Raw genomic sequence first — 17,761 nt, 5'->3', positions numbered from 1 at the left:
AATGACCCTCCCTGTTCAGTGACTGTTTCTTCAAGTCTATACGCGATTTGGCTTCGCTTCCGCCCGTGCCTCATGGGTCCGTTTATTTATGCTGTTTTTTTGTCCGATCACCACGAAAGTTTCGCTGCCGTTTATACTTGAGAGGACGCTGCCCCCAAAGACGGATGCATCATCGGGCGGCCCACTGCATCAGAGGAGTGAATCTATGAATCATGTCTGGGGTCTGCTGGCGCATCCGAATCAGGAAATGCGTCATATCAAGCAAGAGAATGAGAGCGTATCGCACCATTACACCCACCATGTTCTGCTGATGGCGGCGATTCCGGTGATCTGCGCCTTTATCGGTACAACTCAGCTGGGCTGGAATCTGGGCGAGGGGCAATATGTGCAACTCAACCTATTGACCGGGATTGGGCTTGGCATTCTGTTCTATCTGATTATTCTGGGTGGCGTCGCGGTAATGGGACGCGTGATTCACTGGATGGCACGTGATTATCCGCAGCGCCCCGGCGTACAGCGCTGTACGGTGTTTGCGGGCTATGTGGCCACGCCGCTGTTTCTCAGCGGGCTGGTGGCACTCTATCCGCTGGTCTGGCTCTGCGTGCTGGCGGGCGCCCTGGCGCTGCTCTACACCGGCTATCTGCTCTATATCGGTATTCCACTGTTTCTTAATATCGACCGCGAAGAGAGTCTGCGTTTTTCCGGTTCAACGCTGGCCATCGGCGTGCTGGTATTTGAAGTATTACTGGCATTAACCGTGGTGCTGTGGGGATATGGACCGCATCTGTTCTGACCGACCGCTGCCGCCGCTCTGGCGGCAGTTCTCTTTTTACGCCCGGAAACACTCTCACCAGGAAATTTCTTAACCTTACGGGTATGATATCGCCGCCAGCCCGCGCTCCGACCTCACTGAAGCGGGCGGCCTGTGTCGGTCTGACACAGTACATATTCATAACCGGGTTTTTTCTACGATGCCTGCAAAAATTCGTTCTACCCTGCTTTCGCTGGCGCTGCTCGTTTCAGGGCAGATTGTTTCACTGCCGGCGCAGGCGACGACGTCGCTGTCGCAACTGGCGCCGATTGCTCAGCCGCAGATCGCCTCTGGCAGTGCGATGATTGTCGATCTCACGACCAATAAAGTGCTGTTTTCAAGCCACCCTGATCGGGTCAGGCCCATTGCCTCCATCACCAAGCTGATGACTGCTATGGTGGTGCTGGATGCGCATCTGCCGATGAACGAGATGATAACCGTCGATGTCAGCCAGACGCCGGAAATGCGGGGTGTATTCTCACGCGTTAAGCTCAACAGCCAGATCAGCCGCCGGAATATGCTGCTGCTGGCGCTGATGTCCTCGGAAAACCGCGCCGCCGCCAGCCTGGCTCATGCTTATCCGGGCGGCTATAACGCCTTTATCCGGGCGATGAACGCGAAAGCGCGGTCACTGGGCATGAAACAGACCCGCTACGTGGAGCCAACCGGCCTGTCGACGCAAAACGTCTCCAGCGCGCAGGATCTGGTTAAATTACTCAAAGCGACGCGGGAATATCCGCTGCTTGGTGCGCTCAGCACCACTAAAGAGGAGACGGCGGTGTTTGCCCATCCGAGCTATGCGCTGCCGTTCCGCAACACCAACCATCTGGTCTATAAAGATGACTGGCATATTCAGCTAACCAAAACCGGTTACACCGATGAGGCTGGCCACTGCCTGGTGATGCGCACCATGATTAATAATCGTCCGGTGGCGCTGGTGGTGCTGGATGCCTTTGGCAAATATACCCACTTCGCCGACGCTAACCGTCTGCGCAGCTGGATTGAGACCGGTAAAGCGGCGCCGGTGCCGGCTGCCGCACTGGCCTATAAAAAACAGAAGTCGGGCCAGGTTGCCAGTAATGGGGCCAGCAGCGCCGACGTTGAGTAGAATATAGCCGGTGTGACGCGCTGCGGACACTGGCATTACCTGCAGGCTGAGCGGGTATCCGGGATGATGCAGGCAGAGGCGTACAGCGATTTTCACGCTTCTGTCTGCACCGAATTAGCCCGAAAAATGCCCGTTATTCCTATATTGCCATCCCTTGCAAAGCCCTACACTACGCGCGACTGGCGAGGGAAGATCGCCTGATTTAAGCTGCCGGAATCTTACTCATATGTTTAAGCTACGATCCTTTTTTGCATTGTTAATGCTGGCGCTGGTGGCGTTTGCCCCGGCGCTGACGCTGGCCGCGGATGATAAGGCCACTGCTGCTCAGGAACAGGATGCGCCGCCGAAGCTGAATGCTGCGGTTGAACTGCCGAAAATGCAGAAGATCCTCGATAAAATCAAAAGTCAGGTCTCCGTTGATGCTGGCGAAAACAAGCTGACTCAGCTGAATGAAATGGCGCTTGAGCTCTCGGGCAGTGCCGACACGCTGGGCCAGGCGCTGCTCCCCGATCGCCAGCAACTGGAAGCCCAGTTGCAGGTTCTGGGGCCGGCACCTAAAGCCGACAGCGGCGTAAAAGAGACGTCGGAAGTCACGCGCAAGCGTAACGCGCTGGAGAGTCAGAAAAGCAAACTCGACGACCAGATCAAACAGGCCGAAGGCATTAAAAATGGCGCGCTGATGCTCTCCTCGCAGATTGTTAACCTGCGCCGCGATCAGCTGAAAAGCCAGCTGGCGCTGAACTCCGGCACCATTCTGGGGCCGCGCTTCTGGTCACCACTGCTCAATAGTCAGGATCTGGATGGCGAGAAAATCGGTGAATTCCTGCAGGAGTTGCAGGACACCGCGGCACTCTCATGGGAGCCAGGCTGGCGCGTGGGCAGTGTCTTCTGGCTGCTGGCTGCGATGCTGGTGATGACGGCTGGCCGTCGTTACAGCGAAGAGTTTCTGGCCTGGATCAGCATTCACAAACTGCCGGAAGGGAAGCTGCGCCGCAGTTTCCTGGCGGCAGCGATAGCCCTGACCACCCTGGTGGCTGTCGTCCTCACCTTTAACTTTATCGCCCTGGCCTTTACCCGCCGTGATGAGGTTTCTGAAAACGTTCAGGACTTTGTGGATCAACTGGTTCGGCTCAGTGTCTTTTGTGGCCTGATTGCCGGACTGGGACGCGCTTTCCTCTCTACCCGCCGACCCAGCTGGCGGTTACCGACCATCTCCAATGAAGTGGCGATGGCGTTAAAACCGTTTCCACCGATTACCGCCGTGCTGGTCTTTATCTTCCAGACGGTCGAAGCGTTTAACTACAGCGTCGGCACCAGCCTGAATACCACCATTTTTGCCAACGGGCTGACGGCACTGCTGATTGGTACTACCGCGCTGGCGATCAGCATGCGCACCAACCGGGTTCGTCGCCGTATGACCCAGGCGGGCACACCACCAGAGGCTCGTTCTACGCTGGTCGGACTGATCCAGATGGGCCTGACGCTGACCGGCATCGCCATTCTGGTGTCGCTGCTCATCGGTTACGTCACGCTGGCGCGCTTCCTGAGTTATGAAGTGATCTGGTGCGGCCTGCTGTTTGGTTCGTTCTACTTCCTCAGTCATCTGCTCAACGATGGCTGTGAGAGCCTGTTCTCGACCAGTAACGCAACCGGTCGCCGCATTCAGAGTTCGCTTAACATCAATGAGCGTCATCTGCAGCAAACGGCTACGTTGCTGACGGCCATCGGTAAAACCTTCCTGGTGCTGGTTGTGGCGCTGGCGCTGGTCAACGGGACCTTTGCCTCTTCAACGCCGATTGAACTGCTGCAAAAAGTGATTGAGTTCTGGGGCGGTAAAGGGCTTGAATCCCTGAATATCGTCCCGGCGCATATGGTGAATGCGATTATCTGCCTGATCGTCGGCATCTATGTGCTGCGAACGGTGCGCCGCTGGCTCGACACTGATTTCCTGCCGAAAACCACCATGGATGTGGGCATGCGGGTGTCGCTGGTGACGCTGTTCAGCAACATCGGTTATGTACTGGTCATCCTGCTGACGTTGTCGATCATGGGTCTGCAGTGGAATAAGCTGGCCTGGATCGTCAGTGCCTTGTCGGTAGGTATCGGTTTTGGCTTACAGGAGATTGTGAAGAACTTTATCTCGGGGCTGATTCTGTTGACCGAGCGGCCAGTGAAGGTTGGCGATCTGGTGAGCATTAGCGGTATCGAAGGGGATATCCGCCGGATTAACGTGCGCGCCACCGAGATCCAGCTGGGCGATAAATCCACGGTGATTGTGCCGAACTCGCAGTTTATCTCGCAGAACGTGCGAAATGCCACCATGGGTAATGCGCAGGGGGTGGTCACGATTACGCTGACGTTCCCGCTCGACATCGATCCGGCGAAAGTGCGCGATATCCTGCTGGAGGTCTACAACGAAAATGAACGCATTCTGGAGACGCCAGAGCCATCCGTTTCGTTTAAAGATCTGACTCAGCAGGGAATTATACTGAGCGTCACCGGTAACGTGGCGGGTCAGCGCCAGATCGCAGGGGCGAAGAGCGATCTGCTGTTCGATATTCTGACGCGTCTGCGTAAAGAGGGCATTCTGCTCTCCACACCGCAAACCATGATTATCGAGCGCCGTCAGCAGATGGCGGGTGCGGAGCCGGTCCCCGAAGAGAAGCTGGTTTAGGTGTGAAAGGGCCGACTGCTGTCTAATGCTGATCAGTTAAGATCAGATTTGTAAAGGCTGCCACGGTCAAACGTGGCAGCCTTTTTTTCTGGGCGAGCGAGCAGCAGCGGCGCTCAGGCCTTCACTATCGTGCCCTTTTTAACAATACACACTGAAGTTTCAGAGCAGGCTGGGGCCGGGCAGGGGCAGGTAATCCGCAGCGCTGAACAGAATGAGTCTGCCAGGAGAGCCCGCAGGACGCGGGCGAAAGGCGGGGCGGCACAGGATGTGCCATCCCCGGCGGTCCGTCAGGCAGGCGAATGAAGTGAAGGAACCGCGCAGCGGCGCGAGGACCGCCAGCCCCTGCCCGGCACCAGACTGCGTTATCCCCTGTCGCTTAACTGACTGCCATTAGACTTCTGTCGGCCTTTTTCATATTCAAACGCTGGCTTCTCAGCCCGTTCACACTTCGCTTTCTACAGGGATTCAACGCGGCTGGTGTGCTGCCCGTCTCGGCTCACCGAGCGAATTGCCACCGCACCGCTGACCTGCGGCGGTCTGGTGGCATCGTAGCGCTGCCAGTTTGTGCCGTTGTCCAGGCTGTACTCCAGCGTAACGCCCGGTAAGGCCACGTTCATCGACAGGATGCCATCAACGATTCTGGCTCCCGGCACCGGCAGGCGATAATCGATGCCCGCCTTATCCAGCTTCGCCAGTTCCCGCTGTCCCAGCAGATTGGCAAATCGCTGCCAGTCATTCAGACGCGCCTGCTGATCGACCAGATGGGTTTTGCCACCCGCATACTCCTGACCCGCCTTGTAATCCTGCTCCCAGCTGGCGCGGTGCCAGCTTCGTTCCGCTACTGCAAACAGGCGAGGGTAGATCATGTGCTCCATTTGAGCATCAGTGCGCACCGTTTCGCTCCACAGCTGGGCCGAAATGCCGTAAGCACCGCTCCAGGGCTTCTCTGATTTGGCGCTGAAAAAGTTGCCATCGCGATCCACCGAGGTTTCAGCATTCTGCGGCAGGTTATCCGGCGCGAAGCCAAAGATTTTGCGCTCGTCGTTGAAGCGCGTGCCCCAGTAATAGCCGCGTTCCAGCGGGTTAACTTCATACGGAAAATCCAGATAGAGATAGTCGGGGCTGGAGATCACCACGTCGTAGCCTTTCTGTGACCAGTCGCTGGCTGTGTCAAAACCGCCCCAATAGAGGGTGTCCCAGAAGTTGACCGCGACGCGCGGTGTGGCAAAGGCTGCTGAATCTTTGGCATGTTTTAAACCATCCTGCCAGGCCTGCATTTTGCCAATACCGTGTCGGTTAACGATGTCACTGACGGTCAGGGCAAAGTAGCTCGGCAGGTGCGCCAGATCGTCCACTTTGCCGCTCTTCACCAGCGCCTGACAAACCTGCGATTTCGCCCACGGCAGATCTTCTTTACTCCAGTCGCGCAGACCGGTGCCCGGTTTAGGGTCGCGTTTATCCGAGTAGCCAGCACCCAGCCGGATATTCTTCGCTTCGTCACCGCCAAAATGCCAGACGCCGAGCGGCTGTCCCGCTTCCCGGTGCATCGCCTGAACTTCACCGATCACTTTATCGACAAACCGCTGTGAACCCGCAATGCAGGGATTGAGATAGCTGGTGCGATCATAGAGCTGCACCGAGGTGGTATTGGAGTCGTCGGTGGGATCGATCAGGCGATACGCACTGGCCTGTTCAGACTGTCCCTCCTTCATCAGCCGCTGATAGCGCGCTTCCATGGCGATGACGGCGGCACGGGCATGGGCGGGCATATCAATTTCCGGGATCACCTGGATGTGACGGGCCTGGGCATACTTCACAATCTCGATGTAGTCGGCACGACTGAAATAGCCGCTGCCGTTGTTATCGCTGAACGGACCGGAACCGAGCTGCGGCAGCAGGCAGCGCTGTTCGCTCAGGTCATGGCAGCGTTTAGCCCCCACGTCAGTCAATTCCGGTAAGCCGGGAATCTCAATCCGCCAGCCCTCATCATCACTGAGGTGAAAGTGGAAGCGGTTCATCTTCCATGCCGCCATCTGATCAAGCAGCCGCATCACTGCCTGCTTAGTGTGAAAGTTGCGGGCAACGTCAAGAAACGCGCCGCGATAGGCAAAGCGTGGCGCATCATGGGCTTCCAGCGTGGCAATACGCGGCGCGCCTTCGGTGGGTATCAGCGAGAGAATCGACATCAGACCGTAGAACGCACCGGCAGCATCGTAGCCCACCACAATGGCACGGCGTGGGGTGATATCCAGATCGTATGCGCCCGGTTTAGCCTGTTTGCCGCTGAAGTGACCCGGTTTGATCTGCGTCCTGATGGCAAATCCATCAGGATCTTCTTTCAGACCAAGCAGGGTCAGACGCTGCTTTACCGCCTCACCGGTTTCACGGGTCAACCCGGTCAGAGACAGACTGACGCCACGGCTGAGATCGGCATCCTGCGGACGAAGTTTCACCTCAAGCGGCGTGGGTGTGATTTGACCGCGCAGCGCGGAAGCGGGCAGGGTGGCAACATCGCTGTTTTTATCAAACCGGCTGGCGGGTTGCATCAGGATATTCCGGTCATCGGCACTGCGTCGCCAGTTATCCCCCAACGGCAACACAAACTGGCTGGGATCTTCATGATCGGTGCTGGCAATAATTTTGGGGGTGGCCTGCCCGGACGTCACATACCAGCGCGGCATCACATCCGTGGCAAACAGCTGCCAGTATTCGTTAACGATCGGAATCTGCACCGATTCGCCCGCGCCAATGCCGGTGAACTTCTCAGTCGGCTCCAGCCGGGTCAGGTCGCCGACCAGATGGGTCATTTTAAACTGTTCGTTATCGACCCGCAGCGTCTGGTGGACGTTGCTCATGTAGATTGCCCAGTGTTTATCGGTCAGGGCTGGGCCGTTATTGGTCAGGGTAATGGTGGCGCGATTGCAGGCGGCATAGTCGGCACCCAGCGCGGCGCAGTCGGTGCCATGCAGGGCGGCCTGATTATCGTTCACCTGATAAGTGACGCCAAACTGGCTGATCTGATTCACCACCTGCTGCGCTGACGAGCTGGCGTGGCCTGTGGCTGCAGCGCCCAGCAGAGTGAGCGCGATAAGGCTTAACTTAAACATATTGATTCATCCTTGCTGCTGAAGAGATATCCGGGAGTCTGCAGGGCGTCAGAACAGTGTAAACGGCACGATAACCATAAATTTGATGTCCTTCTCGTCCTGAAAAATGTTGCCGTAACCGCCGCTGTAACTGGGCAGATTGCTGTGATTGTCGTAGCGGGTGTAATGCAGTTTAAACAGGGTATCTTTGGCGCGCCCCTGCTGGATTTGATAGATCAGATCAAGGTTCCAGGCGGACTCTTTCAGCCGCTGGCTCTGGTCAACGGTGGGCAGCGTGGCGGGTCTGGCATCCCAGCCCCAGACGTACGATGCGCCTACTTTCCATCCCGCCAGCTGCCACGGCGTTAAGTCGAGCATCGCCCCGGCAAAGATCGCTTTTTCGCCATTGGCGTTCCAGTCGGAACGGGCATCCCACCAGATATCCAGTCGTCCATTGGAGCTGGCGTAGCCTGGCGTCATGCGCTGCAGGAAGAAGCCCTGATTCCCCTCTGCTTTGACCCAGCTACCTTCGAGTCGCAGATCAACCGGGCCGACGGTATAGCCGACCGTGATCGCCTGTAACCAGGCCAGGCCGTCATAGACATCACGGGGATTGGCGGCACCGCCCGCTACTTTGTCGTGCGCCCCGTAAAACTGATAGCTGGTGTAGAGTGCATTGCCGCCGGGCGTGGCTGACCACGAGGCTTTGGCAAAATATTGATCCATATAATCCGCCGCCTGGCCAAATGCGCCCTCAAGCACCAGGTTATTTTTGAAGTCATATTTCATACCGAACGAATGCAGGTAGCTGACAGATGTTTTGCCATCAGCCTGGCGAAAATTATATAAATCACGATACCAGGGCGCTTTATATTTGTCGCTCCACATCCAGGAGAGTGATAATGCACCGGCCTGCTGGAAATCATACAGCGCACCGACTTCGACGCCGCGATAGGTTCCGGGTAAGAAACTCCAGTGTGGCGCAATAATTGTCTGGCCGGTTGGCTGAATATAACCGGCACGCAACCAGTAATCGTTATATTTTAATTTCAGTGCGGCTTTATAAACAGAAGCACCGCCGCTGTCGCCATTCCACTTTTCATCCCAGCGGGTACGCGCCTTACTGAAGCCAATTTCATTGGGTGCGGCGGGGCCGCTGTTGGAAAGCTCAGCAGCACCGAAAATCGCGAGGTCCAGACCAATCCACTCTCCGGCATAGCCGGACTGATAGTCGAGATTACTGTTGAGCGAGGCATGATGTAAATTAGCCCGATACTGCCCCTGATATTCACTGGCGGGATTGGTGTCTCTGCGATCTCGCTGACGCTGCCAGTAAAAAACATTACCTTTAAGCGATGAGTCCTCAATAAATCCGCTGGCGTAAGCCGGTGATGAACTTATTGCAGTTAACGCTATTAATGCGGTGGCTATTTCAACTAACGCTAATGCGTAATTAATTTTTCGCATGATTATTCCTCCCTGAATGCAATCCGGATAATTAAGCAGAATATTATTATTGTGGCGTTAATCTATTTTTCGCGACGCGAATTATCAATTGGCAGCGTGGTGATTTGTGAACTATTGCGCAGAACCCGATGAGATAAAATAAAGCAGGTGCAATATGGGAGGGGAGATTAATTTTCTGATGAAAATGTTAGCTATTGGCAGGACTGTTGCAATGGGAAGCTGGTGGTGCGAACGGGCCTCCCGGTTGTATGACAATCAGCCTGCTCAGATAAGCAGGCTAATCCATAAGGCGATTAAACCTGCTTCACCGCCCATCCCTTTTGCTTACTGGTTTTGCCAATCCCAGGATTGAAGCTGTTGGTGGGATCGAGCTGGCGATAGAACGCCGCCAGCTGCGGTTTGGCCTGATAAAGATGTCCGACGTTATGTTCAGCGGGATATTCCGCGCCCCGCGCCTGAAGAATCTCCAGCATCTGCGCTTTGAGCGCATGCACATCGACGCCTTTTCTGACGATGTAATCCTGATGAAACACATGACAGAAGAAGTGACCATAGTAGAGACGATGGCTCAGCGAGGCGCGGATCTCATCGGGCAGGGTTTCGAACCAGTCCGCATCGTTACGACGCAGGGCGATATCCAGCGCCAGAATGTCCTCGACCTCATCAGAATGCACCGCGTGGTAGCGCACCGCCGCACCCGCCGCTGCGAAGCGATGCAGAAAGGCGTGCGCACCTTCTTTGCCTTCACACTCGAAGAATTCGCCACCGCCTTCACGGAAGTAGTCGCGCAGATAGTTACGCGCTTCCGCCACGCCGTCGCCAGACATCTTCAGCATCAGATGGTGTTCATATTTATCGCGATACTGCTTCATGCGTTTCGGCAGATGCGCCGGGAACAGTTTACTCAGGCGCTGCAACAGGCGATCGCTGAAGTGCGGTTTAACGAAGGAGAGTTTGCTCAGCCAGGCATCAACCCGCCCCTTCAGCGTGAAAAACAGCGGCATCTTGTCGGTGCCCAGCTTGTCGATCATCAGGAAGGTATCTTTGCCGTAGACTTCCGCAATGTCATAGATGTCGCGGTGCATATATTCGCCCGCCACCGGCAGATGGGTGAAATGCGCCAGCATGTGACGGCGGATATCGCTGAGAACGCCGGGTTCGTTGGTGCCGATGTAAAACACCTGCTGCTGCGGTTCGCTGGCGAAGGTATCGAGTCGCACCGCGAAGACCGCCAGTTTCCCGGCACAACCGGATGCTTCAAACAGGCGACGCGCATCGGCGTTATAGCGGGCGGGCGTATCCGCATCTACTTCACGAACCCGGTCGGCATATTCATGATCGGATGCGTGACGGCCATCGTGCTGCACATCCTTGGGCTGCCAGCGGTCGTCATCCAGCCGCCCCAGAATCTCTTCCGGTGACGTCCCAAGATCGATACCGAGATGGTTCACCAGCTTCAGTTTTCCCTGCGCATCAATCTGGGCAAACAGCGCCATTTCACTGTAGGCCGGTCCGCGCTTTATCAGCGATCCGCCGGAGTTATTACAGATGCCGCCCAGCACCGAGGCACCAATACAGGAGGAGCCAATAACCGAGTGGGGTTCACGCCCCAGCGGCTTCAGCGCTTTTTCCAGCTGATAGAGTGTGCTGCCGGGGAACGCCAGCACCTGCTGGCCTTCGTCGATCAGCTGAAGCTTGTCCAGCCGCAGGGTGCTGACAATCACCAGCGGACGATCGTAATCGTCGCCATGCGGCGTCGAGCCTTCGGTCAGGCCGGTATTCGCCGCCTGCATCAGGATAATGACATCGGCATTCACCAGCGTTTGCAGTACCCGCCAGAGCTCCAGCAGCGTACCAGGAAACGCCACCGCCAGCGCCTCGCCTTCGCCGGAGCGAAAGCCTTTGCGATAGCGCGCGGTCTGTTCAGGTTCAGTCAGCAGATGGGTAGGGCCGACCAGGCGGCGCAGGTCAGAAAGCAGGGCAGAGGTTTGTATCATGAGCAATTCCCTTGTCTTATCAGTGCGTCCTAACTGTAGCACGTCAACTCACCTCAACGCAGTGTGACAGCGGCAGCTACCTGCTATTCTCATCTTGTGGCACACTGCCGCCTGTTTATTCGATATTGCGCAGTTACTTAAGAGAACCCAACCTGATGAAATGGATTTACTCTGTTAGTCTCGCTGTCTCCCTCGCGATGCAACCGGCATTGGCTGAGACAGTGCCAGGTAACCACCCGATGACCGAACAGGCGCGGGATGCCTTCGTCAACCAACTGCTTAAAAAAATGACGCTGGACGAGAAGATCGGCCAGCTGCGTTTAATCAGCGTCGGACCTGATAATCCGAAAGAAGTGATTCGCGACATGATTCAGAAGAGTCAGGTTGGCGCGATTTTTAATACCGTAACCCGTCAGGATATCCGCGCGATGCAGGATCAGGCGATGCAGCTCAGCCGCCTGAAGATCCCGCTGTTTTTCGCCTACGACGTTATTCATGGTCAGCGCACCATTTTCCCGATTCCTTTGGCGCTGGCGTCGAGCTGGGATCTGGATGCGGTGAAAGAGGTGGGGCGTGTCTCTGCCTATGAAGCGGCCGACGATGGCCTGAACATGACCTGGGCGCCGATGGTGGATGTCAGCCGTGAACCGCGCTGGGGCCGTGGCTCTGAAGGTTTCGGTGAGGATACGTATCTCACCAGCGAAATGGGTCGCAGCATGGTGCAGTCGATGCAGGGCAAAAGTGCTGCCGATCGCTACAGCGTGATGACCAGCGTGAAGCACTTCGCGCTCTACGGCGCAGTGGAAGGCGGACGCGATTACAACACCGTGGACATGAGCCCGCAGCGCATGTTTCAGGACTATCTGCCGCCCTATAAAGCCTCACTGGATGCCGGCAGCGGCGGCGTGATGGTGGCGCTGAACTCGATCAATGGCGTACCCGCCACGGCGGACAGCTGGCTGCTGAAAGATCTGCTGCGCGATAAGTGGAAGTTCAAAGGCATCACCATCAGCGACCACGGCGCAATTAAAGAGCTGATCAAACATGGCGTCGCCAGCGATCCGCAGGAAGCGGTGCGCATCGCCCTGAAGTCGGGTGTCGATATGAGCATGAGCGACGAATATTACAGCAAGTATCTGCCCGCTCTGGTGAAGAGCGGCGACGTCACCATGGCGGAGATTGACGATGCGGCGCGCCATGTGCTCAACGTCAAATATGACATGGGCCTGTTTAACGATCCCTACAGCCATTTAGGTCCGAAAGAGAGCGATCCGCAGGACACCAATTCGGAAAGCCGTCTGCACCGGGCTGAAGCGCGCGACGTCGCGCGTAAAAGCATCGTGTTGCTGAAAAACCGCCTGGAAACGCTGCCGCTGAAAAAATCGGGCACCATTGCCCTGATTGGTCCGCTGGCAGACAGCCAGCGCGACATTATGGGCAGCTGGTCCGCCGCTGGCGTGGCGAAGCAATCCGTTTCGCTGCTGCAGGGCATGCGCAATGCCACCGAAGGCAAGGCTACGCTGCTCTATGAGAAGGGCGCCAACGTCACCGACAACAAAGGGATTCAGGACTTCCTGAACCTCTATGAGCAGGCGGTTTCCGTGGATACGCGTTCACCGCAGCAGTTGATTGATGACGCGGTCGCCAAAGCGAAACAGGCCGATGTGGTAGTTGCCGCCGTGGGCGAAGCGCAGGGTATGGCGCACGAAGCCTCCAGCCGCAGCGACCTGGTGATCCCGCCGAGCCAGCAGAAGCTGTTAGCGGCACTGAAAGCCACCGGTAAGCCGCTGGTGATTGTGCTGATGAACGGACGCCCGCTGTCAGTGGTGAATGAAGATCGGATGGCCGATGCGATGCTGGAAACCTGGTTCAGCGGCACCGAAGGCGGCAACGCCATCGCCGATGTGCTGTTCGGCGACTACAACCCGTCGGGCAAGCTGCCGGTTTCCTTCCCGCGTTCAGTGGGTCAGATTCCGATCTACTACAACCATCTGCCAACCGGTCGTCCTTACAACTTTGCTAAGCCGAACAAATACACCTCGCACTACTACGACGCGGCTAACGGTCCACTCTATCCGTTTGGTTACGGCCTGAGCTACACCACTTTCACCGTGTCGCCGGTAAAAATGTCCTCACCGACCATGCCGCGTAACGGCAGCATTGAAGCCAGCGTGACCGTGACCAACAGCGGTAAACGCGATGGCGCGACGGTGGTACAGATGTACCTCAACGATCCGGTCGCTTCCATCAGTCGTCCGGTGCAGGAGCTGCGTGGCTTTAAGCGCATCATGCTGAAAGCAGGCGAGTCGCAAACCGTGACCTTTAAAATTGACGTGGATGCGCTGAAGTTCTGGAACCAGCAGATGCAGCATGTTGCAGAGCCCGGCAAATTCAACGTGATGATTGGACTCGATTCCGTTCGTACCGAGGATGGGCAGTTCAACTATTTATAACCGTCAGCCTTTCCCCTGACGTCAGGGGAAGGTGATGCGGCGCGTCGTTAGCGTCCTGCTACGGCGCGCCGCGTCATATCCACTATCAGAGCCATCATGATTAATCTGCGTGACCGCATTCAGCAGCAGGTATTCCGCCTTAACGGCCTGTCGATGAATGAATTTGATCTCTCTCAACCGCCTGGCGATCCCGGCCTGTTTGGCCCGGACAGCGTGATCTGGCGCGTCCACGGTGACTTCACCTCCATGATGTGCGGCGGGATCAGCGCGCTGCTGTTGCAGATGCTGCATCCGGCGGCACTGGCGGGCGTCTGGGATCACTCTAATTTCCGTGAAGATATGATGGGCCGCCTGCGGCGCACCAGTCAGTTTATCGCGGTGACCACCTACGGTAATTCGCAGGATGCACAGACGCTGATTGACCGGGTGAAACGCATTCACCTGAAAGTCAGCGGCGTTGATAGCGAAGGCAAACCCTATGCCGCCAGCGATCCGCATCTGCTGACCTGGGTGCATGTGGCGGAGACCAGCCGTTTTCTGGCCGCCCATCTGCGCTACAAAAATCCACACCTCAGCCGCGCCGGGCAGGATCAGTACTATCAGGAAGCGGCGCAGATTGCCGAAGCGCTGGGGGCGGAGAAGGTACCGAAAAGCGTTGTTGATGTTGCGGATTATCTGCAACAGATGCGTTCAGAGCTGCGCTTTGATCATCGCACTGCCGAAGTGACGCGATTGCTGATGAATGCTCCCGCACCCAGCTGGCAGGCAAAACCGGTGATGAAAATCATGCTGAAGTCAGGGTTCGGGCTGATGCCAGCCTGGGCGCAGGCAATGTCCGGTACGGAGATCGGCCGCTTTCAGCAGGCAATCATTGACCGGAAGATTAATGCGATAGCGGTGGGGTTAAGGTGGTCAATTCAGCGCGGAGCCTGGTATCGGGCGATGGTGCGGATGGGAAGGGATGTGGGGTGAGATGTTCACTGGTAAAAGGGTGGATTGCTTTAGCGCATAAAGGATTACTCAACCGCAGTGTTAGATATCGGGGCCTGGGCAGGTGCTTTTGTGCAGACGTTAACTTATTGGGGGTTAGTTACAACAGGCTGATTGGGGCAGATACTAACATCCGTTTTGTGCCAGCGACGGAAGTTGCCGCATGAGAGACATACGCGTATATAATTGCGGTAGAATGAATGCACATTTTATGGATGAAAGGTGAAGCACCATGAAAGTTAGTGAGGCAGATTTGCTAAAGTCGGGTTTTACTGATGCTGATTTGAAAAAAATTAAAAATAACCTTGAAAGCTATGGCGGTACTCTGGGGGAAGCCGTAGCGGATTTAAAAAACAGATTCAGGGTGCTGTTATGGATTATTTCTGGCTGCACGTTAGTCTTTATATTTCTTCTGTGTTTCTCCACTAAAACATATATTTTAGGCGGAGGCCTGTCTCTGCTAATCGGGGTAGTCATAGTGACGTTTATTCAACCGCCAATGCTGGCCTGGAAGTCATGGCGTTACTGCCGGTTGAATAAAGAGTTAGCGTGATTGCTCGTTTAGGCTGAGTAAATCAAATATCACTTTAGCTTTAACACCCCAGCCAACGATTTTCATGGTCAGCTTCGGACGGCTCATAGTGTCAACTTTACGGAAGTAATCACGGGGCATCCATCTGAACAGCCGCCATGCGCCAGGCTTTCTCGCCAGCCCCCTAATGCTGTAAATATCGGCAGTAAGCGTTACCGTATTATAAAAAGCCAGTCCTGACTCTGGCTTAAAACCCATAAATTCAGCAGCTTGCATTGCACCATCGGCAAACATGCCTTCTGTGTTCTCGCCAGAGAGGCGCGGAATGAGTTCTTTAGACAGCCCATTAAGCCCGTCCATAACGAGAACGGCACCGGCCAGTGCGCCGAGTGGCGTCATTGTCGATATCATCAAAGCACCGCCGACAACAGCAAAACCTGAAATTACAACATGAACAGCGGAAATCATGTAACCCACAATTTTGTTGTTTTCACGCACAAACTCCACTTTGGCGTAGAGTTCTGCTGTCTTTGAACGCAGCAATTGTCCCTGCTCTTCAAGATTTTCTGTCTCTGACCTAAGGTGCTTAACGCACTTCATGCATTCTTCATCAGATTTTGCCTGCCGGGCGGCGGCGAACTGCCGGTCAATAACCGATTTTATTTCCTGGACAAACTGCATCCGGGTTAGCCCATCCCTGAGATAGAAAGCTGACAACCTGTTAGCTGTATCGATAAGTTTCCTGGCTTCAAGGTTGACCATTGTTTCAGCCCAGGCTTTATTCCTCCCGCCTGAGCGCATTATTTCAAGCAATGCTGCGTCCATTTTTTATCTCCCTATACATTACATCATCGATAATACTCTCTGATTATCAGCTGTAAACAACTAAAGGCCGCTCCATTGGTAATCAGCGATGCCATAATAATAAGCAGCAGGCGACTACTCAAGCGATCGCCAGGATAAGCTGATCAATTGCGTCTGCAGCAAATGACTATAAATGGGTTAAAGATTTATACAGTCGGCCAGAAATGTAATTAACGGTTAAGGTAAAAAGGATATTTAATAAACACCGTTATGCTGAATTAAACATACGATTCTGGAATGGCTTGCCCACTTCTCCTGAGTGTCCTCAATATGAGTATTTATTCCGAACTTACGCTCCTCGCTCATAGTGGTCTCTGATACTAACAACGGCCACTCTTCCAAAGCGCAGCACTTCACCAAAAACCCTCACCACACCTCCAACTCCCACACTTTGAGACTATTACCCTTGTCTCAGATAGCCGCAGCCAGGATCCTGCTCTATTCTCGGGGAAAATGGATTCCTCCAGGCTTTGTCGAGGCACTATGACGTACAAATCCCTGATTGCTGAAGTCCACAATCAGCAGCGCACCCTGACCGCTATTGTCGAACAGGATGAGCGCACTGCCTATTTTTACATCTGGCCAACCGACCTGTTCCGCAGCCAGTATGCGGTACGCGGCTGCTGGCTACGAAACCTGCTGCCGGCACCGGCGCAGGAAGATCGCGAGGCGATGGAGCAGGGCATTGCGCCGCTGCTCAGCGCCGAGTATTGCCGTAATCTGGAAGCGGAACCCGCGCTGGATCCGGCGGGTCTGCAGGTGCTGTGGGAGCCGAGCGATGATGGCGCGGCGCTGTGGTATTACGGCCAGCTGCTGGCGGTGATCCCCGGCTGGAGCCTCTATCAGGAGAAGCAGGTGAGCTTCTCCGCGGGCTGCATCAAAAAGAACCGGCTGACGGCACCGCTGGGATCGGCATCAACCAATGACTACTACGCCCGTGCAGAGCATCAGCGTCAGTTCTGGCGCGAATGGCACGACGGCAGCGAGTGGGATAAGGTGCAGAACGATCTGATGGCCTGCTATCAGGCGCGCTTTGGCGAGTCAGTGAAGTATTACGCTATCGATCAGGGCAGCTGGCCGCCGATGGCAATCTCCCAGCACTGGCATCAGGGCGTCTGGTATTTCCTGACCATCGGCATGAGCATCCGGCCGATGCCGCAGGTCGATTATCTGTTTGATGAACTGGCACCGCAGTATCGCCGCATTGAACTCGGCATGGCGGTTGACGGTGAAGTCATGACCGAAGGCAACGCGGTGCAGATGGCCAGCGCGCTGGCGGAATTCGTGCATCTGCCGTGGGCGCGACTGACCTGGCTGGGTGAGGGCCATACGCTGGCGTCGGAAGTGGCACCCGTTGGCTTTGAAAGCTTCCTGCTGGCCAATGAGCTGGCAACCGAACAGGCGCAGTTCTCGCTGCCAAAACGCGACGGCGATCGCCCGACTCTGCTCTGGACTACGCCGATTACTGAAACGGAACGGCAGTTCGCGCAGGCGGATGAACATGGTGGTCAGAAGTTACGTGAATTGTTAACGGCGGATGGCAATAATCACATCTTCCGCCCGCGCCAGCAGGTCGTCAGTTCAGAAGAGTAGGCCAGCAATAATGCGCCTGTTCGCCCATTCCCCGGCGCCCGCCGGGGATGTGATAGTTTCTATGTGAAATTAAATTTTTACAAAAATCAAACATTTCTCAAATATGTGATCCTGCTCATCTCAAGTTCCCGCTTGCCGCGCCGTTAAACCCGATCAGGCAATCGCGCCGCACCAGGTTCAGGGGAA

At 55.6% G+C, this 17,761-nt stretch carries 11 protein-coding genes; 7 read left to right on the top strand and 4 right to left on the bottom strand.

The features are described from left to right. The first annotated feature begins 205 nt into the window (after positions 1–205). The 3 genes from ACVKSX_RS07065 to ACVKSX_RS07055 all read left to right on the top strand — a co-directional run bounded on the left by ACVKSX_RS07065 (position 206) and on the right by ACVKSX_RS07055 (position 4,593). A complete protein-coding gene (locus tag ACVKSX_RS07065; protein WP_010260296.1) occupies positions 206–793 on the top strand; it encodes a Yip1 family protein in 588 nt (195 codons plus the stop codon). A gap of 178 nt (positions 794–971) precedes the next feature. Then, positions 972–1,919, top strand: coding sequence for a D-alanyl-D-alanine endopeptidase (pbpG, locus tag ACVKSX_RS07060; RefSeq protein ID WP_010669685.1), 948 nt, complete (start codon positions 972–974; stop codon positions 1,917–1,919). 226 nt (positions 1,920–2,145) lie between these two features. Then, positions 2,146–4,593, top strand: coding sequence for a DUF3772 domain-containing protein (locus tag ACVKSX_RS07055; RefSeq protein WP_010260302.1), 2,448 nt, complete (start codon positions 2,146–2,148; stop codon positions 4,591–4,593). Positions 4,594–5,048: 455 nt separating this feature from the next. Here the strand turns inward: ACVKSX_RS07055 and ACVKSX_RS07050 are convergent, their stop codons facing one another. The 3 genes from ACVKSX_RS07050 to dld form a co-directional block, all read right to left on the bottom strand. After that, positions 5,049–7,700 carry a beta-N-acetylhexosaminidase gene (locus ACVKSX_RS07050; protein ID WP_354438503.1) on the bottom strand — a complete coding sequence of 884 codons (2,652 nt, stop codon included), beginning with the start codon at positions 7,698–7,700 and terminating at the stop codon, positions 5,049–5,051. Positions 7,701–7,748: 48 nt separating this feature from the next. Continuing rightward, a complete protein-coding gene (gene chiP / locus ACVKSX_RS07045) occupies positions 7,749–9,146 on the bottom strand; it encodes a chitoporin ChiP (protein WP_159227198.1) in 1,398 nt (465 codons plus the stop codon). A gap of 293 nt (positions 9,147–9,439) precedes the next feature. Then, positions 9,440–11,143, bottom strand: a complete 1,704-nt coding sequence (gene dld, locus ACVKSX_RS07040) for a D-lactate dehydrogenase (protein ID WP_010260312.1) — start codon at positions 11,141–11,143, stop codon at positions 9,440–9,442. A gap of 155 nt (positions 11,144–11,298) precedes the next feature. Between dld and bglX the strand changes: the two genes are divergently transcribed. The 3 genes from bglX (at position 11,299) to ACVKSX_RS07025 (ending at position 15,139) form a co-directional block, all read left to right on the top strand. Further along, positions 11,299–13,596 (top strand): beta-glucosidase BglX, encoded by a 2,298-nt coding sequence (bglX, locus tag ACVKSX_RS07035; RefSeq protein WP_354438502.1) that lies wholly within the window; start codon positions 11,299–11,301, stop codon positions 13,594–13,596. A gap of 96 nt (positions 13,597–13,692) precedes the next feature. After that, positions 13,693–14,568, top strand: a complete 876-nt coding sequence (locus ACVKSX_RS07030) for an oxygenase MpaB family protein (protein WP_033779532.1) — start codon at positions 13,693–13,695, stop codon at positions 14,566–14,568. A 250-nt stretch (positions 14,569–14,818) separates the two neighbouring features. After that, positions 14,819–15,139, top strand: a complete 321-nt coding sequence (locus tag ACVKSX_RS07025) for a hypothetical protein (protein WP_031591701.1) — start codon at positions 14,819–14,821, stop codon at positions 15,137–15,139. On the opposite strand, the gene ACVKSX_RS07020 is transcribed toward ACVKSX_RS07025, so the two are convergent. Beyond that, positions 15,131–15,943 carry a DUF4225 domain-containing protein gene (locus ACVKSX_RS07020; protein WP_062758111.1) on the bottom strand — a complete coding sequence of 271 codons (813 nt, stop codon included), beginning with the start codon at positions 15,941–15,943 and terminating at the stop codon, positions 15,131–15,133. The genes ACVKSX_RS07025 and ACVKSX_RS07020 overlap by 9 nt on opposite strands. A gap of 522 nt (positions 15,944–16,465) precedes the next feature. Between ACVKSX_RS07020 and ACVKSX_RS07015 the strand changes: the two genes are divergently transcribed. After that, positions 16,466–17,575 (top strand): suppressor of fused domain protein, encoded by a 1,110-nt coding sequence (locus ACVKSX_RS07015; protein ID WP_033766757.1) that lies wholly within the window; start codon positions 16,466–16,468, stop codon positions 17,573–17,575. The last annotated feature ends 186 nt before the right edge of the window (positions 17,576–17,761 follow it).

This window comes from Pantoea sp. PvP021, assembly GCF_054056055.1.
This window is presented reverse-complemented; position numbering and strand designations above follow the sequence as displayed.

What these genes read in the sequence shown, in the direction of transcription:
- ACVKSX_RS07065 (WP_010260296.1), top strand. Translation starts at nt 206, where the DNA reads ATGAATCATGTCTGGGGTCTGCTGGCGCATCCGAATCAGGAAATGCGT.
- pbpG (WP_010669685.1), top strand. Translation starts at nt 972, where the DNA reads ATGCCTGCAAAAATTCGTTCTACCCTGCTTTCGCTGGCGCTGCTCGTT.
- ACVKSX_RS07055 (WP_010260302.1), top strand. Translation starts at nt 2,146, where the DNA reads ATGTTTAAGCTACGATCCTTTTTTGCATTGTTAATGCTGGCGCTGGTG.
- ACVKSX_RS07050 (WP_354438503.1), bottom strand. Translation starts at nt 7,700, where the DNA reads ATGTTTAAGTTAAGCCTTATCGCGCTCACTCTGCTGGGCGCTGCAGCC.
- chiP (WP_159227198.1), bottom strand. Translation starts at nt 9,146, where the DNA reads ATGCGAAAAATTAATTACGCATTAGCGTTAGTTGAAATAGCCACCGCA.
- dld (WP_010260312.1), bottom strand. Translation starts at nt 11,143, where the DNA reads ATGATACAAACCTCTGCCCTGCTTTCTGACCTGCGCCGCCTGGTCGGC.
- bglX (WP_354438502.1), top strand. Translation starts at nt 11,299, where the DNA reads ATGAAATGGATTTACTCTGTTAGTCTCGCTGTCTCCCTCGCGATGCAA.
- ACVKSX_RS07030 (WP_033779532.1), top strand. Translation starts at nt 13,693, where the DNA reads ATGATTAATCTGCGTGACCGCATTCAGCAGCAGGTATTCCGCCTTAAC.
- ACVKSX_RS07025 (WP_031591701.1), top strand. Translation starts at nt 14,819, where the DNA reads ATGAAAGTTAGTGAGGCAGATTTGCTAAAGTCGGGTTTTACTGATGCT.
- ACVKSX_RS07020 (WP_062758111.1), bottom strand. Translation starts at nt 15,943, where the DNA reads ATGGACGCAGCATTGCTTGAAATAATGCGCTCAGGCGGGAGGAATAAA.
- ACVKSX_RS07015 (WP_033766757.1), top strand. Translation starts at nt 16,466, where the DNA reads ATGACGTACAAATCCCTGATTGCTGAAGTCCACAATCAGCAGCGCACC.